This window comes from Rhodococcus sp. NPDC077669, assembly GCF_040686915.1.
In the GTDB taxonomy this organism is placed as follows: domain Bacteria; phylum Actinomycetota; class Actinomycetes; order Mycobacteriales; family Mycobacteriaceae; genus Rhodococcoides; species Rhodococcoides fascians.
Genome location: NZ_JBFBMD010000010.1, coordinates 1 through 25,543, shown reverse-complemented (window position 1 = coordinate 25,543; position 25,543 = coordinate 1). Strand labels below are relative to the sequence as shown.

At 64.8% G+C, this 25,543-nt stretch carries 25 protein-coding genes and 1 pseudogene; 12 read left to right on the top strand and 14 right to left on the bottom strand.

The window, feature by feature from the left end; genetic code table 11:
• Positions 1-122 precede the first annotated feature (122 nt).
• Positions 123-797 (top strand): DUF2848 domain-containing protein, encoded by a 675-nt coding sequence (locus AB0P23_RS13925; protein WP_094666158.1) that lies wholly within the window; start codon positions 123-125, stop codon positions 795-797.
• A gap of 84 nt (positions 798-881) precedes the next feature.
• Positions 882-1,241 carry an FKBP-type peptidyl-prolyl cis-trans isomerase gene (locus AB0P23_RS13920; RefSeq protein WP_027495932.1) on the top strand — a complete coding sequence of 120 codons (360 nt, stop codon included), beginning with the start codon at positions 882-884 and terminating at the stop codon, positions 1,239-1,241.
• Between the two features lie 11 nt (positions 1,242-1,252).
• Here the strand turns inward: AB0P23_RS13920 and AB0P23_RS13915 are convergent, their stop codons facing one another.
• From AB0P23_RS13915 to AB0P23_RS13905, 3 genes are read right to left on the bottom strand one after another with little or no spacing between them, the layout of a single operon-like run.
• Positions 1,253-2,554 (bottom strand): HAMP domain-containing sensor histidine kinase, encoded by a 1,302-nt coding sequence (locus AB0P23_RS13915; protein ID WP_027495933.1) that lies wholly within the window; start codon positions 2,552-2,554, stop codon positions 1,253-1,255.
• Positions 2,551-3,279: a response regulator transcription factor gene (locus AB0P23_RS13910; protein WP_032388603.1), complete on the bottom strand. Its 729-nt coding sequence runs from the start codon at positions 3,277-3,279 to the stop codon at positions 2,551-2,553. The genes AB0P23_RS13915 and AB0P23_RS13910 overlap by 4 nt, the downstream gene beginning before the upstream one ends.
• Before the next feature lie 9 nt (positions 3,280-3,288).
• Positions 3,289-3,495 carry a hypothetical protein gene (locus AB0P23_RS13905; RefSeq protein WP_032365896.1) on the bottom strand — a complete coding sequence of 69 codons (207 nt, stop codon included), beginning with the start codon at positions 3,493-3,495 and terminating at the stop codon, positions 3,289-3,291.
• A 151-nt stretch (positions 3,496-3,646) separates the two neighbouring features.
• Here AB0P23_RS13905 and AB0P23_RS13900 point away from each other — a divergent pair, with 151 nt between their 5' ends.
• Positions 3,647-4,975: a deoxyribodipyrimidine photo-lyase gene (locus tag AB0P23_RS13900; RefSeq protein ID WP_206498746.1), complete on the top strand. Its 1,329-nt coding sequence runs from the start codon at positions 3,647-3,649 to the stop codon at positions 4,973-4,975.
• Between the two features lie 6 nt (positions 4,976-4,981).
• Here AB0P23_RS13900 and AB0P23_RS13895 read toward each other — a convergent pair whose 3' ends face one another.
• Positions 4,982-5,884, bottom strand: coding sequence for a DMT family transporter (locus AB0P23_RS13895; protein WP_032372942.1), 903 nt, complete (start codon positions 5,882-5,884; stop codon positions 4,982-4,984).
• Positions 5,885-5,954: 70 nt separating this feature from the next.
• Positions 5,955-7,811 carry a propionyl-CoA synthetase gene (locus AB0P23_RS13890; protein WP_363797901.1) on the bottom strand — a complete coding sequence of 619 codons (1,857 nt, stop codon included), beginning with the start codon at positions 7,809-7,811 and terminating at the stop codon, positions 5,955-5,957.
• 192 nt (positions 7,812-8,003) lie between these two features.
• Here AB0P23_RS13890 and AB0P23_RS13885 point away from each other — a divergent pair.
• Positions 8,004-8,159 (top strand): annotated as a pseudogene (locus AB0P23_RS13885) (diaminopimelate decarboxylase); the annotation flags it as partial.
• A 294-nt stretch (positions 8,160-8,453) separates the two neighbouring features.
• Here AB0P23_RS13885 and AB0P23_RS13880 read toward each other — a convergent pair.
• The 6 genes from AB0P23_RS13880 to AB0P23_RS13855 all read right to left on the bottom strand — a co-directional run bounded on the left by AB0P23_RS13880 (position 8,454) and on the right by AB0P23_RS13855 (position 13,407).
• Positions 8,454-9,947: a carboxyl transferase domain-containing protein gene (locus tag AB0P23_RS13880; protein WP_363797899.1), complete on the bottom strand. Its 1,494-nt coding sequence runs from the start codon at positions 9,945-9,947 to the stop codon at positions 8,454-8,456.
• Positions 9,948-9,957: 10 nt separating this feature from the next.
• The gene (locus tag AB0P23_RS13875; RefSeq protein WP_363797898.1) at positions 9,958-11,157 is read right to left on the bottom strand and encodes an ABC transporter permease; all 1,200 of its coding nucleotides are present in this window, start codon (positions 11,155-11,157) and stop codon (positions 9,958-9,960) included.
• A complete protein-coding gene (locus AB0P23_RS13870) occupies positions 11,154-12,047 on the bottom strand; it encodes an ATP-binding cassette domain-containing protein (protein ID WP_032365903.1) in 894 nt (297 codons plus the stop codon). The genes AB0P23_RS13875 and AB0P23_RS13870 overlap by 4 nt, the downstream gene beginning before the upstream one ends.
• Before the next feature lie 16 nt (positions 12,048-12,063).
• Positions 12,064-12,618 (bottom strand): hypothetical protein, encoded by a 555-nt coding sequence (locus tag AB0P23_RS13865; RefSeq protein WP_363797897.1) that lies wholly within the window; start codon positions 12,616-12,618, stop codon positions 12,064-12,066.
• Positions 12,615-12,887 (bottom strand): helix-turn-helix transcriptional regulator, encoded by a 273-nt coding sequence (locus tag AB0P23_RS13860; RefSeq protein ID WP_363797895.1) that lies wholly within the window; start codon positions 12,885-12,887, stop codon positions 12,615-12,617. Before AB0P23_RS13860 ends, AB0P23_RS13865 begins: the two co-directional genes overlap by 4 nt.
• Positions 12,888-12,951: 64 nt before the next feature.
• Positions 12,952-13,407, bottom strand: coding sequence for a MarR family transcriptional regulator (locus tag AB0P23_RS13855; RefSeq protein ID WP_032371565.1), 456 nt, complete (start codon positions 13,405-13,407; stop codon positions 12,952-12,954).
• A gap of 68 nt (positions 13,408-13,475) precedes the next feature.
• On the opposite strand from AB0P23_RS13855, the gene AB0P23_RS13850 reads away from it, so the two are divergent.
• Positions 13,476-14,318 carry an alpha/beta fold hydrolase gene (locus AB0P23_RS13850; RefSeq protein ID WP_206498752.1) on the top strand — a complete coding sequence of 281 codons (843 nt, stop codon included), beginning with the start codon at positions 13,476-13,478 and terminating at the stop codon, positions 14,316-14,318.
• Positions 14,319-14,382: 64 nt separating this feature from the next.
• Here the strand turns inward: AB0P23_RS13850 and AB0P23_RS13845 are convergent, their stop codons facing one another.
• On the bottom strand, positions 14,383-16,014 hold the full coding sequence (locus tag AB0P23_RS13845) for an ABC-F family ATP-binding cassette domain-containing protein (protein WP_363797894.1): 1,632 nt from the start codon (positions 16,012-16,014) through the stop codon (positions 14,383-14,385).
• A gap of 57 nt (positions 16,015-16,071) precedes the next feature.
• On the opposite strand from AB0P23_RS13845, the gene AB0P23_RS13840 reads away from it, so the two are divergent.
• Entirely contained in the window at positions 16,072-16,920 is an 849-nt protein-coding gene (locus AB0P23_RS13840; protein ID WP_063216894.1) for an aldo/keto reductase, read from the top strand.
• Positions 16,921-16,989: 69 nt separating this feature from the next.
• Positions 16,990-17,811 carry a uroporphyrinogen-III synthase gene (locus AB0P23_RS13835; protein WP_032399865.1) on the top strand — a complete coding sequence of 274 codons (822 nt, stop codon included), beginning with the start codon at positions 16,990-16,992 and terminating at the stop codon, positions 17,809-17,811.
• Here AB0P23_RS13835 and AB0P23_RS13830 read toward each other — a convergent pair.
• Entirely contained in the window at positions 17,808-18,881 is a 1,074-nt protein-coding gene (locus AB0P23_RS13830; protein ID WP_032399906.1) for an NAD(P)-binding domain-containing protein, read from the bottom strand. The genes AB0P23_RS13835 and AB0P23_RS13830 overlap by 4 nt on opposite strands.
• A 55-nt stretch (positions 18,882-18,936) precedes the next feature.
• On the opposite strand from AB0P23_RS13830, the gene AB0P23_RS13825 reads away from it, so the two are divergent.
• The 3 genes from AB0P23_RS13825 (at position 18,937) to AB0P23_RS13815 (ending at position 21,866) form a co-directional block, all read left to right on the top strand.
• Positions 18,937-19,668, top strand: a complete 732-nt coding sequence (locus AB0P23_RS13825) for an enoyl-CoA hydratase (protein ID WP_032399864.1) — start codon at positions 18,937-18,939, stop codon at positions 19,666-19,668.
• On the top strand, positions 19,665-20,999 hold the full coding sequence (locus tag AB0P23_RS13820; RefSeq protein WP_032399863.1) for an ammonium transporter: 1,335 nt from the start codon (positions 19,665-19,667) through the stop codon (positions 20,997-20,999). The genes AB0P23_RS13825 and AB0P23_RS13820 overlap by 4 nt, the downstream gene beginning before the upstream one ends.
• Before the next feature lie 192 nt (positions 21,000-21,191).
• Entirely contained in the window at positions 21,192-21,866 is a 675-nt protein-coding gene (locus AB0P23_RS13815) for a hypothetical protein (RefSeq protein ID WP_027495954.1), read from the top strand.
• 67 nt (positions 21,867-21,933) lie between these two features.
• Here AB0P23_RS13815 and AB0P23_RS13810 read toward each other — a convergent pair whose 3' ends face one another.
• Positions 21,934-22,881: an alpha/beta hydrolase gene (locus tag AB0P23_RS13810; protein ID WP_363797891.1), complete on the bottom strand. Its 948-nt coding sequence runs from the start codon at positions 22,879-22,881 to the stop codon at positions 21,934-21,936.
• Between the two features lie 196 nt (positions 22,882-23,077).
• On the opposite strand from AB0P23_RS13810, the gene shbA reads away from it, so the two are divergent.
• Positions 23,078-23,659 (top strand): RNA polymerase sigma factor ShbA, encoded by a 582-nt coding sequence (gene shbA / locus AB0P23_RS13805; RefSeq protein WP_027495956.1) that lies wholly within the window; start codon positions 23,078-23,080, stop codon positions 23,657-23,659.
• A gap of 113 nt (positions 23,660-23,772) precedes the next feature.
• Positions 23,773-25,419 carry a hypothetical protein gene (locus AB0P23_RS13800; RefSeq protein WP_363797890.1) on the top strand — a complete coding sequence of 549 codons (1,647 nt, stop codon included), beginning with the start codon at positions 23,773-23,775 and terminating at the stop codon, positions 25,417-25,419.
• The last annotated feature ends 124 nt before the right edge of the window (positions 25,420-25,543 follow it).

The following is a 25,543-nucleotide window of genomic DNA, read 5'->3' as shown; positions in this document are numbered from 1 at the left end:
CTTCGTGTGCCTGGGATCACTCTATCCGTTGTACGTGCTCCATACTTGCTGTATACAAGACGTATGCGCAAGCCTTTGTGCGCATCGGAAACAGAAAATTTACGAGGAGAGGGTCCTTACTGATGCTCACATTCACGCTGCCCGACGGCACCTCCGAATCGGTCGAGGTGAACGCGTTGCTCAACGCCGGGTACGCCGGACGCAACCAGGAGGAGGTGGCGTCGCACATCGCGGAGCTGGCCGAACTGGGCGTTCCGGCTCCGACGGTGACCCCGGCGCTGTATCCCATTTCGCCGTACCTGGCGCAGCAGACGGACGCCGTTGCCGTCCAGCACGGCCGTACGTCGGGCGAGGCCGAGTGGGCGCTGGTGATCCTGGGCGACACGATCGACGACGTGCTGCTGACGGTCGCCTGCGATCACACCGACCGTGACCTGGAGGTGCACAGTGTCGCGTGGAGCAAGAACGCGGCTCCCGATGTGCTCGGCACCGGCGCGTGGCGTCTGTCGGAGGTCGCCGATCGGCTGGACGAGATCACCTTGACCGCGTGGGCGGACGGCGTCGCAATTCAGACCGGAACACTCGGTGATCTTCTCGCTCCGCACTACTGGCTCGACGTGCTCGCCGACCGTGGACTGTTCACCCGTGGAACCGTGTTGATCTCCGGCACCATCTCGATGCACCCCGGTGTGAACCAGTTCGCCGACACCTGGAAGGTCGAGATGGCCGACCCCGCAACCGGCAATACGCTGACCTGCGAATACAAGACGATGTTGATGCCAGCTCCGATCGGCTGACCGTGACGACGTAAAATCGGTGCCGACCATGCCCAGAACACCGCAGTCGGCGTCGGCGGGCCGGCACAACCGCAGGAGACTTCAGTGACGAAGCCAGTGATCGAATTTCAAGCCGGACCGGCACCGTTGGATCTGGTGACGGTCGACCTCGTCGAAGGTGACGGCGCAGAGGCAGTACCGGGCGGAAACGTAGAGGTGCACTACGTCGGCGTCGAGTTCGACACCGGCGAGGAGTTCGACTCGTCCTGGAACCGCGGCGAGTCCATCCAGTTCCCGCTCCGAGGCCTCATTCAGGGCTGGCAGGACGGCATCCCCGGGATGAAGGTCGGCGGACGCCGCCAGCTCACCATCCCGCCGGAGCTCGCATACGGCCCCGCCGGCGCAGGTCACCGTCTGTCCGGCAAGACGCTCGTCTTCGTCATCGATCTGCTCGACGTCAAGTAGCAGATCTCTCGTCAGCGGTCCTGTAGCTCGAGCACCAATCGGGCACCCCCGAGGGGGCTGTCTGCCAGATATGCGCGGCCACCGTGCAATTCGGCCTGCTGGGCCACCAGCGCGAGACCGAGGCCGGAGCCGCCCTTCGCGGCTCCGGCTCCACGCTCGAAGCGTCCGAACACCGACTCGCGTTCGTCCACCGGAACGCCGGATCCGTTGTCGTCGATCAGGATTCGGACCAGCGCGTCCGCGCGCTCGACGCGAATGACGACGGTGCTCGCCCCGCCGTGACGGACGGCGTTGCCGATCGCGTTGTCCACCGCGAGTCGAACTCCGGTGGGGAGTGCGCGAATCGTGATCTCGCACTCCGGTTCCGACTCCACCCGAACGTCCAGACCCGGGTGCTGACGCTGCGCGTCCTGCGCGGCGACGTCGCAGATGTCGATGATGTCGGTCTCGACCCGGTCGCCCTCGCTGGACAATTCACCCGATGCCAATCGTTCGAGCGCGGTCAGGGTCGTCTCGACTCGGCCCTGAGTGCGTTCGAGGTCGGTCAGGATTTCCTGTTGCTGCGCGCGCTCGAGATCGAGGGTGCGCAACACTTCGATGTCGGTACGCATCGCAGTCAACGGGGTGCGCAGCTCGTGGGCCGACACGGCCGCAAAATCGCGTGCCGTGTCCAGGGCGGCATTGGTGCGTTCCTGTGCCTCGTTCAGTCGGGTGAGCATGCCCCCGATCGCGACCGCGAGCTCGTCGGCCTCGGTGACTCCGGTTCGGGTCTGCGGCGCCGACGGAGGCTGAGCGCTGACCTGCCGCGTCAGCGTCACCAGCGGTCTGACGGCACGTCCTCCGAACAGCCAACCCAGGCCCGTCGACACGGCGACCGCAGCCAGCCCCAGCAGGATCACCTGTCTCTGTTGCTCGTCGGTCACCTGCTGCGCCTCGATGGCCGGGACACCGATGGAGATGGACACGGACGAGACCACGGTCGAGGTCGCGGTGTAGACCCGAAACCGCTGACCGTCCACATCCACTGTCTGAGAACCGGTGTCGAGGGCCGGCAACCGCGTAGGAGTCGAGGCGACGACGATGTCTCCGCTGCGAATGGTGACAGCGAACGCTCCGGACAGCTGATCGATGAAGGCTTCCAGCGTCGACGAGTTCGGGACCAGCACCTGCGATGCCGTCGTCAGACGCTCGTCGAGCTGGTTGACGTTGTTGCGGGAAATGGCCACCGACGTCACCACGGCCAGGGCCGCCACGACAAGGGTGGCACCGAGGGCCGTCGCCGCCGCGACCCGGGCGCGAAGCGAGAAACTCATACCGACTCCCGCACGACGAAGCCCACACCGCGGACGGTGTGCAGGATGCGCGGCGAGCCGTCGCTCTCGAGTTTGCGGCGTAGATAGCCGACGAACACGTCGACGACGTTGGTGTCGGCGACGAAGTCGTAGCCCCAGACCAATTCGAGGAGTCGCTCACGCGTCAGTACGACGCCCTTGTTGCGAGCAAGAATGGCCAGCAACTCGAACTCGCGCTTCGTGAGATCGATGTCGACGCCGCCGCGGTGCACTCGGTACCCCGCGATATCGACAACCAAAGTGCCCACGGCGACAGCCGAATTGGGGATACCGGGATCGACTGCGGGAATGACCGGACTGGTGCCGCGCCGTCGGAGCATGGCCCGGATGCGGGCCACCAGCTCGGCGAGCACGAACGGTTTGGTGAGGTAGTCGTCGGCACCGGATTCGAGACCGGCGATGCGATCGTCCACGGAGCTGCGGGCACTGAGAACACAGATCGGAATGTCGTTCCCCATGGCGCGCAACGCAGTCACGACGCTTGCGCCGTCGAGCACCGGCATGTTGATGTCGAGCACGATCGCATCGGGCGAGGTGCGCGACACGACGCCGAGCGCCTCGGCCCCGTCCGACGCCGTGATGACCGTGAAGCCGGACAGGCGCAGGCCGCGCTGCAGCGACGACAACACATCGGTGTCATCGTCGACGACGAGGACGGTGGCGGGGGTGCTCGGCGATTCGGTCACCTCCCAATGCTAGGCAACCCAGCTGTCTACGGTGGTACGCCGCTCCTCGGGCGTCTTGGCGAAGAATTCCTCGAGGGCCGTGCGGCGATCGACGTCGGCGTCGAGGGTCCAGGCGAGGGCGGGTGCCTTGGCATAGAGCTGCTCGTAGTACTTCTCGAACGTGCAGGTGCTCTCGACGAGGGAGAGGGCACCGGGGAAGGGGCGGATGTTCGTCATGATGTTCTCTCCTCTGCTCGCGGCTGATCGGCGTATTTCCCAAGGTAGGGGGCGATGTTGCGGCGTCGGTGAGCATGGATTGGCGATTCTCTGAGAATCCCCGAAACAGCGATGGGGGTTGCTCGTAGCCGGGTTGGGTAAGACTGACGGCATGTCGCTCGTTTGGTTTCGCCGTGATCTCCGACTGGGGGATCTGCCCACCCTCACCGCCGCTGCCGAGTCCGGGGATCCGGTACTGGGGCTCTTCGTACTGGACGACCGATTGCTGAAGCCCTCCGGCGGTCCGCGCAAGGACTTCCTGTTCCGGTCGCTCGAGGCACTGGACGAGCAGCTCGACGGCAGGCTGATGGTGGTGCACGGCGACCCCGAGACGGTGGTGCCGAAGGTGGCGAAGGCGATCGACGCCGACGAGGTCCACATCAGCGCCGATTACGGTCCGTACGGCCGGTCGCGGGACCAGCGCGTCGGCGAGAAGGTGACGCTGGTCGAGACCGGTTCGCCGTATGCCGTTGCGCCCGGACGGATCACCAAGAACGACGGTGAGCCGTACAAGGTGTTCACGCCGTACTCACGGCAGTGGATGGAACACGGTTGGCGCGGACCGGCCGATACGTCCGCGAAAACCGTGACGTGGATCGACCCCGACCACGTGAAAGGCGTGAAGAGGGCGAAAGTTCCGAGCGAGAACGAGACCTCCGACGCCGATGCAGGCGAGCAAGCCGCACGGGCGCAGTGGAAGGATTTTCTAGACGACGTCTCGAAGTACGACGACGAACGCAACCGCCCCGACCTCGATTCGACGAGCCGGATGTCGGTGCATCTGAAGTACGGCACCATTCATCCGCGAACCATGCTGGCCGACCTGGGCAAGCTCCGCAACGAGGGTGCCGCTGCGTATCGGAGGCAGATCTGCTGGCGAGACTTCTACGCCGACATCCTGTTTCAGCGCCCCGACAGTGCGCGCGAGAACTACGTCAAGAAGTTCGACAAGATCGAACTGGACTCGGGCAAGCACGCCGACGAGCTGTTCGAGGCCTGGTGTAAGGGCGAGACCGGCTTTCCGATCGTCGATGCCGGTATGCGGCAATTGAACTCGGAGAAGTGGATGCACAACCGAGTCCGTATGATCGTCGCGTCGTTCCTCGTCAAAGACCTGCACCTGCCGTGGTGGCGAGGTGCCCGCTATTTCATGCAGCATCTCGTCGACGGCGATCTGGCCAACAATCAGCACGGCTGGCAGTGGACCGCGGGCACCGGTACCGACGCCTCGCCGTACTTTCGAGTGTTCAACCCGATCACCCAAGGTGAGAAATTCGATCCGACGGGCGATTACGTACGGCGCTGGGTGCCGGAGCTACGCGGTGAGGAGGGAAAAGCCGTGCACACGTTGAAGTTCGGCCGACCCAAGGAGTACGTGGATCCGATCGTCGACCACAAGCACGAGCGTGAGGTTGCTATCGCTCGGTTCAAGGCCCTGTGACGGCTGCTATCTCCTGCGGGACAATCCGACACCCACGAGGCAGATGACACCGCCGACGACGGCGAGAATGTGCGGTATCTCGCCGAGCAACAACCAGGCCAGAGTGATGGTGATCGGCGGCACCGCATACGTGGTGATGCCGAGCTTGCCTGCGTTCATGCGCGTCAGCGCATAGGCCCAGGTGCTGAACGCCAGCGCGGTGGGAACCAGGCCGAGGTAGAGCAGTCCGCCGGTGGCTCCGGCCGAGGCGGTGGACAGGTCGTCGAGCAGAGCAGGCGCGAACGGGAGTGTGCAGACCGCCCCGATGGTGCAGGCCATCCAGGTGACCTGCAGGCCGGGGACCGTGCGCAGTACCGGCTTCTGGCTGAGTACTCCGATCGCATAGGTCACTGCGGATACGAGACACAGTGCGATGCCGAGGAAGTCGGCGTCCGTCCTGGTGGTCGAGGTGGTGGTGACGGCGGTGACGACGCCGACCATGACGGCACCGGCGAACGCGATACCGGCACCGATCACCAACCACTTCGGAAAGCCCTCGCCCAGAAGCAGACCGGCGAACAGCGCCACCAGGATGGGGCCGATCTGAATGATCATCGACGTCGTTCCGGCGTCGACACGTTGCTCGGCGGCGTTGAGGGCGACGTTGTAGACGCCGAACCAGAACACGCCGACGCTGGCGATCTGTAACCACTGCGTGCGGTTCGGCTTGACCCACTGTCTCCTGACCAGCACGATCGCGCCGAGGGCGCACGATCCGATGAGGAGCCGGCCCAGAGCGAGTGGGCCGGCACCGAACGACTCGCCGACGCCGCGGATGGCGACGAAGGCCGAGGCCCACGAGATCACCGTGACGGTGACCGCACCGAGTGCGAGCCAGTCGACGGCGGGGCGGGTGTCGAGATCTGTCATGCCGAGGACGCTATCGTGCGGGAGTGCCCCATGGCGCGCGGGTTTCGGCCATGGTTGCTTCGGTTTCCGCCTATCTGCCGAGTAGCTTCTCCAGTGCATCGAGGACTGCGGGATCCTCAATGGTCGACGGCACGCCGTATTCCTCGCCTGCGACGATCTGACGCATCGTCTTCCGCAGGATCTTGCCCGATCGGGTCTTCGGCAGCGCTCCGACGATCGTCACGTCGCGGAACGTTGCGAGCGCACCGATCTGATCGCGAACCATGGCCACCAATTCGGTGCGCAGCTGTTCCTCGGTGATGTTCTCGCCGGCCTTGAGCACTACATAGCCGCTGGGACGCTGTCCTTTGAGGTCGTCGTGAATACCGATGACGGCGCACTCGGCGACGGCCGGATGGCCCGCGAGCACCGCCTCCATCGACCCTGTGGACAGGCGGTGGCCGGCGACATTGATGACGTCGTCGCTGCGACCGAGTACGTAGACGTACCCGTCGGCGTCGATGTAACCGGAGTCGCCGGTGAGGTAGTAACCGGGGAACGTATCGAGATACGAACGCTGGAAACGTGATTCGTCGTTCCACAGTCCGACCAGTGCACCTGGCGGCAGTGGCAGCTGCACGACGATGTTGCCCTCCGAGCCTGCGTCCACGGGATTACCGGACGCGTCGAGGATACCGACCTGGAATCCCGGTACCGGTACGGTCGGCGATCCGGGTTTGATCGGAAGTGGTTCCAGCCCCCGAAGGTTGGCGCAGATAGCCCACCCGGTCTCGGTCTGCCACCAATGATCGACGACGGGTCGATCGAGGGTGCGTGAAATCCACTCGTACGTATCGGGATCGAGGCGTTCACCGGCGACGAACAGTGTCTCCAGTGAGGAGGTGTCGTACTTCTCGAGCTCGGCGGCGTGCGGATCGACCTTGCGGATAGCGCGTAGCGCGGTCGGTGCGGTGAACAGAGCCCGCACACCGTGGTCCTGGATCACCCGCCAGAACGCGCCTGCATCGGGAGTCCCGACGGGCTTGCCCTCGTAGAGAACCGTTGTGGCACCGGCGAACAGCGGGCCGTAGACGATGTACGAGTGTCCCACCACCCACCCGACGTCGGAGGCCGTCCACATCACCTGACCGGCATTCACGTCGTAGATGTTGCGCATCGACCACGTCAACGCGACGGCATGACCGCCGTTGTCGCGCACCACGCCCTTGGGCTTGCCCGTCGTACCCGACGTGTAGAGGATGTACAGCGGATCCGTCGCCGCCATCGAAACCGGTTGTGCGGCGGATGCGTCGGCGATGAGGGTGTCCCAATCCAGCCACTCGTGTTCGCCGGGAATGCCCTCTCGTGATTTTACGATCACGGCCGGTGTGTTCGCGGTCGTGAGCGTCAGGGCGCGCTGCACCAAGGGGAGGTATTCGATGACGCGACCCGGCTCGAACCCACCGCTCGCGGTGATCAGCAGTACCGGCTCGGCGTCGTCGATGCGGGCCGCGAGTTCTTTGGCGGCGAATCCGCCGAACACCACCGAGTGCACCGCACCGAGTCGCGCACACGCGAGCATCGCGATGACGGCCTCGGGAATCATCGGCAGATAGATGACCACGCGGTCGCCCGGCCCGACGCCCTGCGCGCGCAGCACCCCGGCGAAGCGCGCGGTCTCGTCGAGAAGTTCGGCGTAGGTGTAGCTCCGGGTGAGCCCGAGCATCGCCGAGTCGTAGATCAGCGCGGTGCGATCGCCGTGGCCGGCGTCGACGTGCCGATCCAGGGCGTTGACGCAGGTGTTGAGACGGGCTTCGGGAAACCATTGCGAACCGTCGAACGCCGTGGTGGGAGGGGTGTCCCAGTCGACTCCCGACGCGGCCGCCAGCCAGAAGTCCTCGCGGTTGTCGATGCTGCTGTCGAATGCCTGCCGATACTCGCCACTCATGTCTGCGAGCGTAGTTCGAGGTGGGGTGGTCCGGGCCGGGTTGCGCACTACCGGCGACGACCGGCGGAATCCCGTCGACCGGCGGTCCGAATGTGCAACGGTGCCCACACGCCGTCAAGATTCACGGCCGGGGCGTCAAGATTGCGTCAACACCCCTGTTCGACGCCACCGCCCGGCGCAAGACTTCTTCTCATGACTCTTGTGGACATTCTTCCGTCTCTCGGTGCCGCCTACGTGTCGCGGTGCGATCCAGCGCTCTGGCCGGCGAACACTCACTGTGTGTGCGGCCGCATCACCGTCGACGGCGTCGCGCTCGAGGATGTGGCCGATGCCGAGGGCACTCCGGTGCAGTGGGGTCGGATTCTGATCACTCGCGTGCGGTCGGTCATTGCAGGCGAGGTGGGCGTCGATGCGGAGTTCGGTGATCTTCAGCAGGCAGTAGTGGTCAACCGGCACTCGGTGGGCCCGGTGGTCAAGGTGGACGTGCACGGTCCGGGGCGCCGGTGCGTCAGTCCGGTCGAGTTGCCCGCGGACCTCCGCGCGGGCGATGTGGTAGCGCTCGTGACCTCGCACGTGCACGGCGGAGCCTGCGGTCGTTCCGCAGGCTCCACTCCGGTCTCGTAGCAGGGGTCGAGTTTCCACTCACAAGGTGACCCCGAGAGTGCGGTAGCGGCCGAGTCTCGCACTCGTCCGAGCTGCCGCTTCGAGGGTCGACAGCTCGCGTAGTTCGCGGACAATGGCATCGGCGATGCGACCGGAGAACGCGGCCGGTTCGTCGGCCGCGTCGGGGAGTTCGGGAACGATGGCGTCGACGATGCCGTCTCGCAGCAGGTCGACCGACCTGATCCCTTGAGCCTCGGCCATGTCCGGTGCATGGGCGGTGTCGCGGTGCACGATTGCGCTGGCTCCCTCGGGTGGAAGCGGTGCGAGCCAGGCATTCTGGGCACACAGGACGCGGTCGGCGGGCAGCAGCGCGAGTGCTCCGCCGCCGGTGCCCTGGCCGAGAAGTACCGACACCGTCGGGGTGTTCACGGTGACCAGGTCGGAGATCGACCGCGCGATCTCGGGAGCGAGACCACCCTCCTCGGCTTCCTTGGACAGTGCTGCGCCGAATGTGTCGATGACGAGTACGAGAGGTAGCCGGAGTTCCTCGGCCAGGCGCATGCCGCGGCGAGCTTCTCGTAGTGCTGCCGGGCCCATCGTTGCTGTGGCGGTGCTGCTGCTTCGGTCGTTACCGAACAGCACGCAGGAGACACCGCGAATGCGGCAGAGGGACAACAGGATCGAGGTGTCGGCCTCGCCCTGACCGGTGCCACTGAGTGGAACGTGCTCGGCCGCAGTATGTTCGATGATCTGCCGAATCCCTGGACGATCGGCGCGGCGCGACGACTGCACCGAGTGCCAGGCCGATTGCTCGGGAATACTCGTACGTCCGACTTCGGGAACGTCCGTCCACACGGATGCGTCGACGATCACTCGCAGCGTGCGGATCAGCAAGTGACGCAGTTGCTCGACCGGCACCACACCGTCGATGACACCGTGCTGGTACAGATTCTCGGCGGTCTGGACGCCATCGGGAAATGGCTTGTCGTACAGGGCCTGATACACCCGCGGGCCGAGAAACCCGATGAGGGCCTCGGGTTCGGCGACGGTGACGTGGGCCAGTGAACCCCAGGATGCGAAAACGCCTCCCGTCGTCGGATTGCGGAGATACACCACATACGGCAGGTGCGCCGCTTTGTGTGCGGTGACGGCCGAGGCGATCTTGACCATCTGCACGAAGGCCAACGTTCCCTCCTGCATGCGCGTGCCACCGGAGGTGGGGGAGGCAATGAGTGGCAGGCCCTCTGCAGTGGCGCGCTCGATTGCGGAGGTGATGCGCTCGGCCGCCGCGACTCCGATCGATCCGGCGAGAAACGCGAACTCGCAGGCGATGATCGCGACGCGTCGGCGGTCGATGGTGCCCTCGCCGGTCAACACCGATTCGTCGACGCCACTCTTCTCGCGAGCCTTGGCCAGATCCTTCAGATAGGACTCCCCAGGATGGACGTCCACGGGCGTGGAGTCCCACGACACGAACGATCCGCCGTCGAGAACGGAATCGAGAATCTCGGCGGCGGATGTCCGTGGGCTCATGGCGCGAACTCTATCGAGCGAATGCTTCCTTCCACGAGACGGTCTTGCCGATCCGAAGAATGGAGCGCTGATAGATCTTCGCTGCGCCCATCGCCAGGATCGCGGTGGTGATCACCATCAGGACTGCCGAACCGACGATCTGCACCGGCGAGGTCACGCCCGCGGCGATGCGCAGCGGCATCATGATCGCCGAGAACGGCGGGATCCAGCTCAGCGTGTTGGCGAGAGTGCTCTCCGGATCGCTGACGGAATAGAAGGCCGCGAAGAACATGGCCATGATCAGGATCAGCAGTGGCATGGTCGTCGAGTTCACGTCCTCCTGCCGCGAGACCATCGAGCCGCCGGCCGCGTAGAGCACCGCGAAGAACGCGAAGCCGAGAATGAACCACGCGAGTGTGGCGGCGAAGACACTCACCGCGGCACCGGTGACGGTGAGTACGCCTGTGCCCAATCCTGCTCCCACACCGGCGATTCCGTACAGAGCGAGCTGCAGGATGCCGACCGCACCGATGCCCAGAATCTTGCCCCAGAGCAACTGCAGGGGGCGAACGGTGGAGAGCAGCAGTTCGACCACGCGCGAGGACTTTTCTTCGACGACGCCCATCGCGACGTACATGCCGAAGCCGATGATCTGTGCGTACAACAGGAACACGGCCGACAGGGCCAGGGCTGTCCGCTGACCGGCTTCCGGGTCGGGCGGATCGATCGCGTCGACGGTGACCGTCGCGGCACTCGTCGCTGCCCCGAGCTCGTTCTGGTCGACACCCTGTTGCGCCAGTGCAGCATTCGTGGCCTGCGTCGCGACACTGCCTTCGACGACGGCGCGCAACGTGCCGGTCAGTTCGGACTCGGTGACGGCCGTGTACGCGCCCGCAGTGCCGTCGGGAACCAGCGCCACATCGAGATCCCCGGATTCGACGCCACTGCGCGCGGCCGCCGCGTCGGCAACGTCACGGACTTCGACGGGGCTACCGACCGCATCGCCGGTCGCCTCCAATGCAGCCGCGATGGACTGATCTCCGGCGACGCCGATCACGTCGCGCTCTTCGTCGCCGCTGCCGGAGAAGATCGAGAATGCGATGATGCCGCCGACGATGACGGCCAGGATGATCACGTTGCTGATGACGAAGCTCTTCTTCATCACCTGAACGGTGAACTCGCGCTTGGCTATCAAGGACACTGCGCTGAAGGAGTTCAGTTGGGAGCTCATGCCACTACCGCCTCTCGGAACAGGTCGCTCAGGGAAGGTTTCTGGATCGAGAATTCGTGTACCGGTCCGGTCGCGAGCGCGGCCCGCAGGACTTCTTGATCATCGGCTCCCGGTGCCAGCCCGAGAACGGTGACGCCGTCGCTGTGCCCGAGTGTGCTCACTCCGGCGATGCCCGACGCCCATCCGGGCGCAGCGTTCGGTGCGTGGACGTGCAGGTGCGAATCTCCTGATCCGCGTAGTTCGTCGACGGTACCGACGGCTTTCATCGAGCCGGCGGCGATGATGCCGACGCGGTCGCACAGGCGTTGCACCAGATCGAGTTGGTGGCTCGAGAACACCACCGGCACTCCGGCAGCGGCCTTTTCGCGCAGTACCTCGCTCATGACATCGACGGCGATCGGGTCGAGGCCGGAGAACGGTTCGTCCAGCACGAGCACTGCGGGGTCGTGCACCAGCGCGGCTGCCAACTGCACGCGCTGCTGATTCCCCAGGCTCAGTGCGTCGACGGTGTCGTTCACTCGCTCGTCGATGCCGAGGCGTTCGGTCCAGCGAATCACTGCGGCTTTGGCATCCCTCGACGAGAGGCCGTGTAGCTCGGCCATGTACGCCAATTGCGGGCCGACCTTCATCTTCGGGTACAGCCCGCGTTCCTCCGGCATGTAACCGATGGTGCGGCGAACGTCGAGGTCGACGGGCTTGCCGCCCAACAGAACCTGGCCGGAATCTGCCGACAGCACGCCCAGCGCGATGCGCATCGTGGTGGTCTTGCCCGCGCCGTTGCTGCCGACGAAGCCGAACAGTTCGCCCGGCCGGACGTCGAAACTCAGGTTGTCGAGGGCGATCTTGTCGCCGTATCTTTTGGAGACGGAGTCGATCGTGAGGGTGCTCATGGTGCCCTTTCGGTCGTTACTGCTGGTCGAACTCTTCGGTGTCTTCTGGTTCGGGGTCAGGGGTGATCCACGCGAGAATCATTGCGGGGGAGCAGATGCCGGTCATCAGTGCGGCGAGAGTCCATCCGCCACCTGCGTACGCCAGGCGCGGCATCTCGTCGTTCGCCGTGGACAGGAAGATGGACGCGAACGCCGCCGCCATCACCAACCCCTGCGTGACGGTGAGGCCGATGGATCGAGCTTCGTTGCGCTGCTGTACTTCCCATTCGTCCAGTGCTCCTACCGGTGCGTCTCCGTGCCGGCCCGAGACCGTCTGGAGAACAGTCCACACCGGTAGGAACACCAGGGCGGCCGGTATCCATCCGATCGCGAACCACTTCGAGAATAGGCTGCCGATACTGACGACGAAAAATGCGAAGAGGAGCGTAGCCACAGCGACAACGAGGATTCGGCGTCGATGCTGGGTTCGCCAGGCGGGTAGCCAATGCCGTGTCTTGGCGTCGTTCTCGAGGAATCGCCGGGTGCGATACGCCTGATAGCGGGTGAGGACGTCGGAGCCGGGCGTGGTCATCGATCCTTCTCCCTTCGGAAGAGTTCGGCGGAGAGTGGTCCGAGTTCTTCTCGTGAGAACACCGCTTCGATCGGCAGATCGAAGACGTCGCAGATGCGCATCGCGAGGTCCAAGCTCGGGTAGTGGTTGCCTCGTTCCAGGGCTCCCACCGTCTGGGGATTCACTTCGACGAGTTCGGCCAGTTGCGCGCGGCTCATCTTTCGTTCTGCCCGCAGAACACCCACCCTGTTGTAGATCGGGAGCGCGGTACCGCGCTTGACGGGGCTCATGACAATGAAGTGTTGTATAAACCCAACGATGTGTCAACCGTTAATAACAAAACTACTGATTTGTCTACGGGGTCTGCTGCTCCCGAGTGGAGGCGACGATGGCGCGCATCGTGGTCAGAAACTCATCGATCGTTGCCCGCTGCTCTGGCGTGAAGCGGGCGAGCTCGTCGACGGCCTGGCCGATGACGGGGCCGAAGAATGTTGTCCCGAGTTCCGACGCGTGCGCAGTCACGCGCAGCAGTACTCGCCTGCGGTCGGACGGGTCGGGCTCGCGTAACACCAAGTCACGCTTGGTCATTCGATCGATCAGGGCCGTGACCGACGCGGATTCCAGGCCCAGCTGGGTTCCTAGCCAACCGGGCGTAGCGCGCGTTCCGGCTCGGTCCGCGTCGAGGAGACAGATCAGCGCCCGGATGTCCGTCGGGTGGAGTGCATGTCTCTGCGCGAATTCTGCGCCCAGAAGATCGAGGTCGACCGTCAGTGCGCGTAGCTGATGGACGGTAGAGGCGGGCTCGGTCATGTGCTGATCCCTCGGGAGATGCTGGACGGGAAGTCTCTCTATTGTCTACTATCTCGATCATCGAGAGAATGGGGGCATCAGTGACGCTCGACCGATTCTTCACCGCCTACGACCGAGTGCTGCAGAAGTGGCCGGCGGATACCCAAGCCATCGACGTGGACACGGTGTACGGCACCACGCGAATCAACGCCTGCGGACCCGTCGACGGCCCGGCGCTGGTGCTGCTCCCTGGGGCGGGTGCCACGTCCACCGTGTGGTTCGCCAACGTCGAGGCGCTCTCGCAGCGATATCGGGTGTACGCGGTCGACCTCATGGGCGACGTCGGACGGAGCGTGCCCGGTGAGCAGTCCATCGACTCCGTGGACGAGCTGCTGAACTGGGTGACGGCGGTGCTGGATGAACTGGGCCTTCGAGCTGTGGCACTGTGCGGCCATTCCTACGGCGCGATGATCGCTCTGGCGTACACCTTGCGCAACGAGAGCCGCGTGGATGCGTTGACCCTACTCGATCCCAACGCATGCTTCGGCTCCATGAGTCCGCGGTATCTGCTGCATGCCCTGCCGATATTGCTCGCTTCCAACGAGAAACGGCAGCGTGCTTTCGTCCGATGGGAAACCGATGACGCGCAGTTGGATCCGGATTGGCTCGACGTACTTGCTCTGGGAGCCGCGCATGCTCCGACCACAAAAACCATTGTTCCGAAACGGCCGAATCCTGCTACGTTCGCGAACTTCGGTGTAGCGACAACCGTGGTGCTGGCTGGGAATGGCAAGGTGCACAATGCCGCTCGAATCGAATCGGCGGTCCGAACCGCCCTGCCTGCAGCGCGGACCGTGATACTCGACGGAGCCACGCATCACACGTTGCCGATGCTTCCCGCCGCCGAGGTGAACGAAATTCTTCTCAGTTGACGAAAATCGGGTGCAGCTAGCCGCGCTCACCACCGCGGTCAGCTGCACCCGATTTCACTGCGACCTACTTCTCTCTCAGCTGCCCATCGTTCATCGTCCAGTGACGAGTGCTGCGAACCGTGTCGAGCATGCGGCGATCGTGTGTCACCAGCAGCAGGGTGCCCTCGAAGTTTTCCATCGCGCGTTCGAGTTGTTCGATGGCGGGCAGGTCGAGGTGGTTGGTGGGCTCGTCCAGCACCAGCAGGTTCACGCCGCGGGCCTGTAGCAATGCGAGTGCGGCACGGGTTCGCTCACCCGGCGACAGGGACGACGCCGGCCGCAGTGCGTCGTCGCCGCGCAGCCCGAACTTGGCCAACAGTGTGCGGACCTCGGCGTCGGGCCACTCGGGAACTGCTGCACTCAAGGCGTCGGACACTGTTCCGTCGCCGACGAAATATGCTCGTGCCTGGTCTATTTCGCCGATCGCCACACCCGAACCCAGTGAGGCCGTTCCCTCGTCCGGCGTCAACCGGCCCAGCAGTACCGACAGCAGCGTCGTTTTGCCGGAGCCGTTGGGTCCGGTGATGAGGATGCGATCGCCCCAGTCGATCTGCGTCGTCACCGGACCGAAGGTGAAGTCCGATCGGCGTACGACGGCTCCGCCCAACACCGCGACAACGGTCCCGCTGCGAGGAGCCGCCGCGATCTCCATCCGCAGTTCCCATTCCTTACGGGGTTCCTCGACCACCTCGAGTCGCTCGATGCGGCGCTGTGTCTGCCGAGCTTTCGCGGCCTGCTTTTCGGTCGACTCGGCGCGGGTCTTGCGGGCGATCTTGTCGTTGTCGGTGGCCTTGCGTCGCGCATTGCGGACGCCCGATTCCATCCAGTTCCGCTGCATCTGCGCGCGAGACTCCAACGCCAACTTGGTGTCTGCGAACTCGTCGTACTTCTCCCGTGCATGCTGGCGCGCAATTTCACGTTCCGCGAGATAGGACTGGTAGCTGCCGTCGTACACATCGATGCGACGCTGCGCTCGATCGAGCTCGACGACACCGGTCACCGTCCGCGCCAGAAACTCGCGATCGTGACTGACGACGACGATGGCCGCCCGCGTCGCGACGACGAATTGTTCGAGTTGCTCGAGGCCCGCGAGGTCCAGGTCGTTGGTGGGCTCGTCGAGCAGAAGAATGTCGTAACGCGCGAGGAGAATCGCGGCGAGACCGGCGCGGGCAGCCTGCCCACCGGACAGCGCCGTCATGAATGCGCCGCCGTCGACATCGAGGCCCAGATCCGCGAGCACCTTCGCCGTTCGCTCCGCCAGATCCGCGCCGCCGAGAGCCAGCCACTTCTCCAGCGCCGGGGTGTAGAGGTCCTCGTCACTCGAACCCAACGCCTCGGCGGCTGCGTTCATGGAGGCTTCGGCATCGGTGACCCCGGTACGCCGGCCGAGGAAATCCAACACCGTCTCCCCGGCGATGCGCTCGGGCTCCTGCGCAAGATAACCGACGGTTGCGTCGGGCGGGCTGGTGTAGATCTCACCCTCGTGATCGGCCGTTCCCACGCCCGCCAGCAGCGTCAACAGCGTCGATTTACCGGCACCGTTCGCACCGACCAACCCGATCACATCACCCTCGGTCACCGTCAGATCGAGTCCGGAGAACAGGGTTCGATCGCCGTGAAAGGCGGCCAGATCGTCGATGCGGAGCGTGGCAGTCACTGGACCAGTATCCCCGGGACCGGGAACAGATTCACAGCGCCGTCCGTTGGCATTCGTATGACGTATTCAGCCGAGACCAGTACTGTCCCGACCATCGTGCTCAACGACGGCACGTCGATTCCCCAGCTCGGGTTCGGTGTGTGGCAGGTTCCCGACGACGGTGCCCAGGCCGCCGTGTCCGAGGCGCTGAAGGTCGGGTACCGCAGCATCGATACCGCCAAGGTGTACGAGAACGAGGCCGGCACCGGCAAGGCCATCGCGGAGTCCGGCATCGCGCGCGACGAGCTGTTCGTCACCACCAAGCTGTGGAACGACGATCAGGGCTACGACTCCACCTTGAAGGCCTTCGACGCCAGCATGGATCGTCTGGGCCTCGAGTACCTCGACCTGTACCTGATTCACTGGCAGCAGCTCGATCGCGACAAGTACATCGACACGTTCAAGGCGTTCCAGAAGCTGAAGTCGGACGGCCGCATCGGTTCGATCGGCGTCTCCAACTTCACCATCCCCACGCTCGAGAAGCTGATGGACGCCGTCGGTGAGGTCCCGTCGGTCAACCAGATCGAGCTGCATCCGCGCTTCATCCAGGAAGAACTGCGCGCTTTCCATACCTCGAAGGGCATCGCCACCGAGGCGTGGAGCCCGCTCGGCTCCGGCACCGTTTTGGACGATCCGGCCTTTGCGCCCATCGCCGAGGCACACGGCGTCACCCCGGCGCAGGTGATTCTGCGCTGGCACATCCAGCTCGGCAACGTCGTGATCCCCAAGTCGGTCACCCCGGAGCGGATCGCGAGCAACTTCGACGTGTTCGGCTTCGAGCTGAGCAACGACGAGATTCAGCAGATCAACGCTCTGGACACCGCCGACGGCCGCACCGGCCCGGACCCGGACAAGTTCAGCAGCTGACCCGCCATGTGAGTGGAACTTCGTAGTGGACTACGAAGTTCCGCGCACATGGGGGCCTAGTCTGTACCCATGTCGGAACCGCTCGCAGGCAAGACCGTTGCCCTCACCGCCGAGCGGCGTGCAGACGAATTGGCCACCATGCTCGAACGCCGCGGCGCGAACATCGTTCACGCCGCGGCGATTCACGTTCTGCCCCTGATCGACGACTCGGAGCTGAAGTCGGCTACCGAGGGCATCGTCGATCGTCCCCCGCAGATCGTGGTGATCAGCACCGGTATCGGCTTCCGTGGCTGGCTCGACGCGGCGGCCGAATGGGGTGTGCGCGACGACCTCCTGGCAGCGCTCGGGCACACGCGAATCATTGCGCGTGGCCCCAAAGCGCGTGGTGCGATCCGGGGTGCCGGGCTGCGTGATGAATGGTCGCCCGCCACCGAAGCATCGCAGGAAGTCGCCGATCATCTTGCTGCCCAGGGTATTTCCGGTGCCGACATCGCCGTGCAACTGCACGGCGTCATCACCGAATGGGAACCGACGATTCACCTGAGCGACGCTCTGAGCGAACTCGGCGCGCATGTGCGACCGATCCCGGTGTACCGCTGGATCCGCCCCGTCGATCAGGCCCCGCTCATCGACTTGTTGGCACAGATCATCGAGCATCGAGTGGACGCAGTGACGTTCACGAGCGCTCCCGCCGTCGCCTCCCTGCTGTCGACGGCCAAGGACAACGGCATGCTCGACGCCTTCCTCGCCGCACTTCGAGGCCCCGTCGCCGCGATCTGCGTGGGGCCGGTGACGTCGGCCCCGTTGGATGCGTTGGGCGTTCCGACGTCGATGCCGGGCCGTGCGCGTCTCGGCTCCCTGGCCAAGTTCGTCGTCGAGCAGCTGGGTTAACCCAGAGTCTCGAGCAACTCCGTCACCGCTGCTCGCCCGGCCCGGTTCGCTCCGATCGTGCTCGCGGACGGGCCGTACCCCAGCAGGTGGACGCGATGGTTCGCGGCCACCCGGGTGGTCAGCCTGCCGTCCATGACGATTCCGCCGCCGTGCCCGCGCAGTCGCAGCGGGGCAAGGTGATCGAGGGCGCTGCGGAATCCGGTGGCCCACAGGATCACGTCGGCGTGCTGGGTCGAACCGTCCTCCCAGACAACGGAATCGGCGGTGATCGAGGAGAACATCGGCTTGCGTTCGAGAGCGCCACGTTCGCGTGCGGCAGCCAGCGATGGGGTGAGCAACAGGCCGGTCACCGAGACGACCGAGCCCGGCGGCAGGCCCGCACGCACCCGCTCCTCGACCATGGCGACGGCTTTGCGTCCGGCGTCGTGGTCGAACTGGCTGTCCCGGAACACCGGTGGTCGACGCGTCACCCATGTTGTTGTGGTGACCTGCGAGATCTCGTCGAGTAGCTGCACGGCCGAGATTCCGCCGCCGACCACGACGACGTGTTTGCCGACGAACTCGTCCGCGGTTCGGTAGTCCTTGGTGTGCAGTTGTCTACCGGTGAAGGTCTCGGCTCCGTCGTAGTGCGGAACGAACGGCTTCTCCCACGTTCCGGTCGCATTGATGAGGCCCTCGGCTATGACGACCGTGTCGCCGGCCTCGACCCGAAAGAGTGGTTCGCGGTCGCACACGACCGTCACCGTGACGGGGCGTCGGACATTCAGTTCGAATCGTTCCTCGTACGCGCGGTAGTAGCGGGGAACCGCGTCGGCTGCCGCGATGGATTCGGGTGGCTCGTCTCCCAGCGTGTCGGCGAAGGGCATCCCGGGCAGATCGTGCACTCCGTTGACGGTGCTGAGCGTCAGCGACGGCCACCGGAACTGCCAGGCACCGCCAGGTCCGGGGGAGCGGTCGAGCATGACGAAGCCCGCACCTGCGGCAAGTCCGGCCCGCCGGAGGTGGTACCCGGCCGAGAGCCCGGCCTGGCCGGCACCGATGACAGCAACCCGAGTGTCGATCACGAGTATCAGTAGATCAGGCCCCGCCCTGTGACCGCCGCTACCAGCCGGTAACCTGCTCGGCGTGATCGGACACACTCGTGACGGCGATGTCGTCATCCTGGAATTGCAGCGACCGGACAAGCGCAATGCGCTGAGCACGGATCTCTGTGTCGCCCTACGACGCGAAGTCGAGCAGGCGGATGCCGACGGCGCGCGGGTCGTGGTGATCACCGGACAGGGCAGTAGCTTCTGCGCCGGTGCCGACCTGACCGGAGATGCGTTTCCTGACGCATTCGGCGAGACGCTGGAAGGCATGCTCAACGCCGTCGAGAGAGTGTCCGTTCCAGTCGTGGCGGCGATCAACGGGCCTGCCGTCGGAGCCGGGACGCAACTGGCCATTGCCTGCGACCTGCGGGTGGTCGCACCCGAGGCATTCTTCGAGATTCCCTCCACGCGTCTCGGAATCGCAGTGAGCAACTGGACGATCAAGCGGCTGGCGGCATTGGCCGGCGGCGGCGTGGCGCGCACGATCCTGCTCGGCGGCGAACGGGTGCACGCCGATCAGGCGTATACATGCGGTCTGGCCAACAAGCTCGGCGATCGCGATGTTGCCGTGCAGTGGGCGCACTCGATCACTGCCCTTGCCCCCTTGGCGCTGCGACACCTCAAACTGGTGTTCAACGACGACGGCGCGCACGACGATCCGACGCCCGCACAGCGCGCGGCATTCGAGGCCGCGTGGAGCAGTGCGGACATGAAGGAAGCGCGCCGCGCGAGAGCCGAGAAGCGCGCACCGAAATTCGTGGGCAAGTGATCAACGGAGCGCCCGACGCGGGCGACACGGCCTGGTTGCTGGCGAGCACCGCGCTGGTTTTGCTGATGACGCCGGGCTTGGCCTTCTTCTACGGCGGCATGGTGCGCTCGAAGAGCGTGCTGAACATGATGATGATGAGCCTGTCGGCCATCGCCGTCGTATGGCTGCTGTGGTTGGTGTTCGGGTTCTCGATGGTGTTCGGCGACCACGTGATCGGCGGCTGGATCGGAAACCCGTTGCAGTACGCCGGTTTCGAGGGTTTGCTCGGCGGCGTGTACACCTCGGCGGCGGGCACGGTGTCGATTCCGTTGGTGGGGACCGTTCCGGCGTTGGTGTTCGCAGCGTTCCAGGCAGGATTTGCCATGGTGACGGTCGCGCTGATCTCCGGTGCCGTCGCAGACCGGATGCGTTTCGTGCCGTGGGTGCTGTTCGCGGCCCTGTGGTCCACGCTGGTGTATTTCCCTGTGGCGCACTGGGTTTTCTCGCTCGACGGGCTCACCAGTGAGTTCGGCGGGTGGATCACCAACAGGCTCGGCGCGATCGACTTCGCCGGTGGCACGGCCGTGGAGATCAACGCGGGTGTGGCCGGGCTGGTGCTGGCCCTCGTGGTCGGCAAGCGGAGCGGGTGGCCGCGAGATCCCATGCGTCCGCACAATCTTCCGGCCGTCATGCTCGGAGCCGGACTGCTCTGGTTCGGCTGGTTCGGTTTCAACGCGGGCTCGTCGTTGGCGGCCGACGGCGTCGCCGCAGTGGCGCTGGTGAACACGATGGGCGCGGGCGCGCTGTCGATGGCGGCGTGGCTCGTCGTCGAGAAATGGAGGGATGGGCACGCGACGTCGTTCGGCGCGGCGTCCGGAGTGGTGGCCGGACTCGTCGCGATCACGCCGTCGTGTACTGCCGTCACACCGATCGGTGCAGCCGCGATCGGCATCGTCTCGGGCGCGTTGTGCGCGTTGGCGATCGGCCTCAAATATCGCTTCGGCTACGACGATTCACTCGACGTCGTCGGTGTGCATCTCGTCGGCGGTGTCGTCGGAACGCTGATGATCGGACTCGTCGCCAGTGCGCAGATGCCGGCGGGCAAGGACGGTTTGTTGTACGGCGGCGGTCTGCATCAACTCTGGGTGCAAGCCATCGCCGTCGTGGCGGTGTTCGCGTACACGGCAGTCGTCACCACCGCTATCGCGTTCGCAATCAAGGCCGTCATGGGCGTGCGCGCCGACGCGCAGCACGAGGCCGACGGCCTGGACGAGCACGAGCACGCCGAGTCCGCCTACGACTTCGGAGTGGGCCACGGAGGCAGCAACAAGCCTGGTCTTTTCGGTAAGTAGGGGCAAACCCTGCGCATCCTTTACGAACCGATCGGTCGCTGAAAGTCGTTCTGTCCCTTTCGCGTTGATGCGATCGATCGTTGTTCGGTTCGACCCCTCTCGTTCATCTTCGGTTCGCTCTTCACGCTCGTTGTGCCCATAGCTTTTCGCTGCTCGGTATCGAGAGATGGACACGACGAAAGACTGAGGAACATGAAGCTGACTCGATTCGCGGCAACGTCCGCATTGGTCATTGCAGCGATGACGACCGCCATGGGCACCGCCTATGCGGATCCGGCACCGGCTCCCGCCGCTGCCGTCGGGTGGAACGTCACCCAGGCCGGCAACCAGGTCCTCGTCGACACGACGGCCGGCACCCTGAGCAACGAAGACAACCACCTGGTCGTCCGTGACGCCAACGGCGCACTCGTCGACTCCGTACCGCTCGCCATCGCCGCCGACGGATTCTCGCACCCCGTCGCTGCCGACATCGACGGCAACCACGCCACTCTGACCGCTGATGTCTCGCCTGCCGCGGCAACCCCGGTCTCCACCTCCCTTCCCGGCCTGCAGCAGGTCGACCTGCCCGCCGCAGTCGCAGGCGTCAAGGACAACCTCAGCCTCACCGCCTCCGTCGGTGGATTCCTCGGTGCTGCAACCGGAATCGTCGGCGGATGCATCCTCGGAATCATCACGGGAGTCGTCGTGACCGCACCGGTCGCGACTCTTCTCGGAGCAGGCCCCATCGGCGGCTGCGTCATCGGCGCAATCGCCCTCGGTGCCATCGGATCGCTCGCCGGCACCTCTGCCGGTGGCCTCGGCGCAGTCATCGGTAACGCCGGACAGTTCATCCAGCTGCTCAACGCTCCTCCCGCAGTGAAGAAGTAACACCGCCTCGACAACAGTGCTGTGGCCCGCATCGGATATCCGGTGCGGGCCACAGTCGTCGAAAGGTCTAGCGAGCCAAGGCGAGATCCCCCACGTGAGCTCGCCGAGCTGCCGTCACGAGTTCGACGATGGCGTCCGCCACCTCGTGTGCTCGTTCGAGAATCACCATGTGTCCGGCCTGCGCGATACGTACCAACCGTGCATCGGGCAGGTGGGATGCAAGGGTTTCCGAGTGTCGCATCGGCGTCATCAGGTCGTCCGAACCGCACAGCACCAGCGTGGGAATCGAGGCCAGCGCGGCCAGACTGGCCACCTCGTCGAGTCCGCGGAACGCGCCGAGGAAGCCGGCCATCGTCACGATGGACGTGTCGCCGAGCATCGCCGTCGCCAGAGTGACCACCCGCGGGCTGACTTTGTGGGAGCCGCATCCCGCCGTCCTGACGATGGGCGCGCACACCCCGCGACTGAGCCTCTTGGCACCCGACATCAATCGAGGGGCCCGTCGAACAGCTGCCTGAAACGCCGACACGGCCGGATGCGCGAGGCAGCGACCGAGCCCGTCGTCGGTGATCCCGCCTGCGGACGTCGCGATCAACCCGACCCCGACGAGGCGCGAGCCGACGGCATCCGGGTACTGACGCGCGTAGGAGAGCGCCGTCATGCCGCCCATCGAGTGGCCGATCAGAACGAACGGCCCGACCGGGACGACAGCGCGGATCACGTCGGCCAGGTCCTCGCCGAGCTGATCGATGGTGCAGCTGTCGGGCGTTGCGGCACCGGATTCGCCGTGGCCGCGGTGGTCGTACAGAACGATTCGCGTGTCCTCGCCCCAGACATCCTCGACGTGGGTGCGCAGCTCGGTCCACGACTGCATCCGCAGGCAGTGTCCATGGACGAACACCACGGTCAGAGCCGCATCGGGCCGTCCGAACTCGCGCACTGCGAGCGTGGTGCCGTCCCCTGCGGCGACGGTGCTCCGGCGACCGACCAGGTGGTTCTGCTCACTCGTACTCATGTGCGCTCCGCGGTGTCAGGGTCACGTGACGCGACGTGGATGTTGTCCGGTACGTCGCTCGGACGGCACGCCGTGTTACCTGAGTCACATTCTCCTCGATTGTGGTAGCCGATCCGACCAAGCCGAACGGTCGGCTGCCTCGAAGTACTGGTGAGCGTTCAGGTGAGGGCGCGCGTTGCCAAGAAGGAGATCGGCCATGAGCACTTCCATGGACACGCTCGAAGACGTCGTACCGCGGGCCGTCGCGGGTGACCGCGCCGCACTCGAACGCGTACTGGTGTTGATCCAGCCTCCGATTCGCCGCTACTGCGCCTCTCGGATCGGCAATCTCGATGTCGCGGCCGACGACGTGGTGCAGGACGTCTGCCTCGCTCTGGTCACCGCGATACCCAAGTACCGCGACATGGGCAAACCGTTCATGGCCTTCGTCTACGGCATCGCTGCTCACAAACTGGCCGATGCCGGCCGACGATCGGCTCTGCGGCAGACGTTCTCGACGGCCGAGCTGCCCGAGGAAGTGTCGGGTGAGGACGGTCCCGAGCAGGTCGCGCTCGGCGACGAACTCCGCTCCCATGCGCAGGCCCTGATGAACACCCTGCCCCCGAAGTACAGCAAGATCATCCTGATGCGAGTGGTGTGGGGCCTGACGGCACCGCAGACCGGCGAAGCTCTGGGAATGACGGCTGGTGCAGTGCGGGTCGCCCAGCACCGGGCGATGAACATGCTGCGCGCCGAACTGTCGAACTTCTCGCTACTGGCGGCCCGCACAGCTGCCTGACACCGCCCGGTGGATGGGCGTCCGAGACGTATGTCCGATAAGCCGGTTCGATTAACACCAGCTACATCGGCTCAAGACACGTCGGCAACCTGGCGGTTCTACGTTGTTGATCCATGACCGCCGTACAGCCAGCGCCGACAGATACCGAGCTGAAAGAGACGCTCGAGGACTACACGCTGCGCTTCGCGCCGCGTAGCTACCGCAAATGGGGGACCGGTGTTGTCGCGACGTCCGCGCTCGGCGGCATCGCGTATCTCGCGGATTTCGCCATCGGTGCCAATATCGGAATCTCGTACGGAACCGGCAATGCACTGTGGGGCATTCTGGTGTTCGCTGTCGTCATCTTCCTGACCGGCCTTCCGCTTGCCTACTATGCGGCCCGTTACAACATCGACCTCGACTTGATTACGCGTGGAAGCGGTTTCGGCTACTACGGGTCGGTCGTCACCAACGTCATCTTCGCGACGTTCACGTTCATCTTCTTCGCGCTCGAAGGTTCGATCATGGCGCAGGGACTCGAACTGGGGCTGAGCATCCCGTTGCCCATCGGGTACGCGGTCTCGACCATCATGGTGATCCCGCTGGTCATCTACGGCATGAAAGCCCTTGCCGAACTTCAGGTCTGGACCACCCCGCTGTGGCTCGTTCTGATGGTGCTGCCGTTCGTGTACCTGGTGATCAGCAATCCCGACTCGGTGGGTGAGTTCTTCGCCTACGGCGGTCAGGACGGGGCCGACGGCAAGGGCGTCAACGTCGGGTCGGTCATGCTCGCCGCAGGTGTGTGTCTCTCGCTCATCGCGCAGATCGCCGAGCAGATCGACTACCTGCGTTTCATGCCGCCCAAGACTCCCGAGAACTCCCGACGCTGGTGGACGGCAGTGCTTCTCGCCGGCCCCGGCTGGGTCATCTTCGGTGCCCTCAAGCAGGTCGTCGGCCTCTTCCTCGCCGTGTACCTGATCGCCAACGTCGTCGACGGATCCAGCATCGCCAACGAGCCGGTGCACCAGTTCCTGGAGATCTACGAAAACTTCATGCCAGGCTGGCTCGCGATGACCCTCGCGGTGATCCTGGTCGTCATCAGCCAGATCAAGATCAACGTGACCAACGCGTATTCGGGGTCGCTGGCGTGGACCAACTCCTACACCCGCCTCACCAAGACGTATCCGGGCCGCATGGTGTTCGTGCTGTTCAACCTGGCCATCGCGCTGATCCTGATGGAAGCCAACATGTTCGACTTCCTCAACAGCATCCTCGGCTTCTACGCCAACTGCGGTATCGCGTGGATCGCGGTAGTGGCCTCGGACATCGTGTTCAACAAGTACATCCTGAAGCTTTCGCCCAAGGTGCCCGAGTTCCGACGCGGGATGCTCTACAACATCAACCCGGTCGGCTTCGGATCGATGGCGGTATCGGCGATCCTGTCGATTCTGGTGTTCTTCGGGGCATTCGGGTCTGCGATCAAACCGTATTCGCCCATCGTGGCTCTCGTTCTCGCACTGGTACTTCCGCCCATCCTGGCGGTGGCGACCAAGGGCAAGTACTACCTGCGACGCACCGATGACGGCATCGATCTACCGATGTTCGACGAGCACGGCAATCCGTCCGACGAGCTCGTGATGTGCCACGTCAGCGGCATGGAATTCGAGCGACCCGACATGATCGCGTCCAACGTGCCGGGGCCCAACGGAGAAAAGCAGTACATCAGTTCGCTGTCACTGAGCACCGACAAGACGGGGGAGCACATTCTCCCGCCTCAGTGACCCAGCATGTGAGTGGAACCTCGTAGCAGGCTACGTGTGCTGTCTTGATACATGTGGGACACGGGTGTCTCGATACATGTGAGACACGATTCTAGGCTGCGGGGCGGTGGAGTTGTCCTTGGTA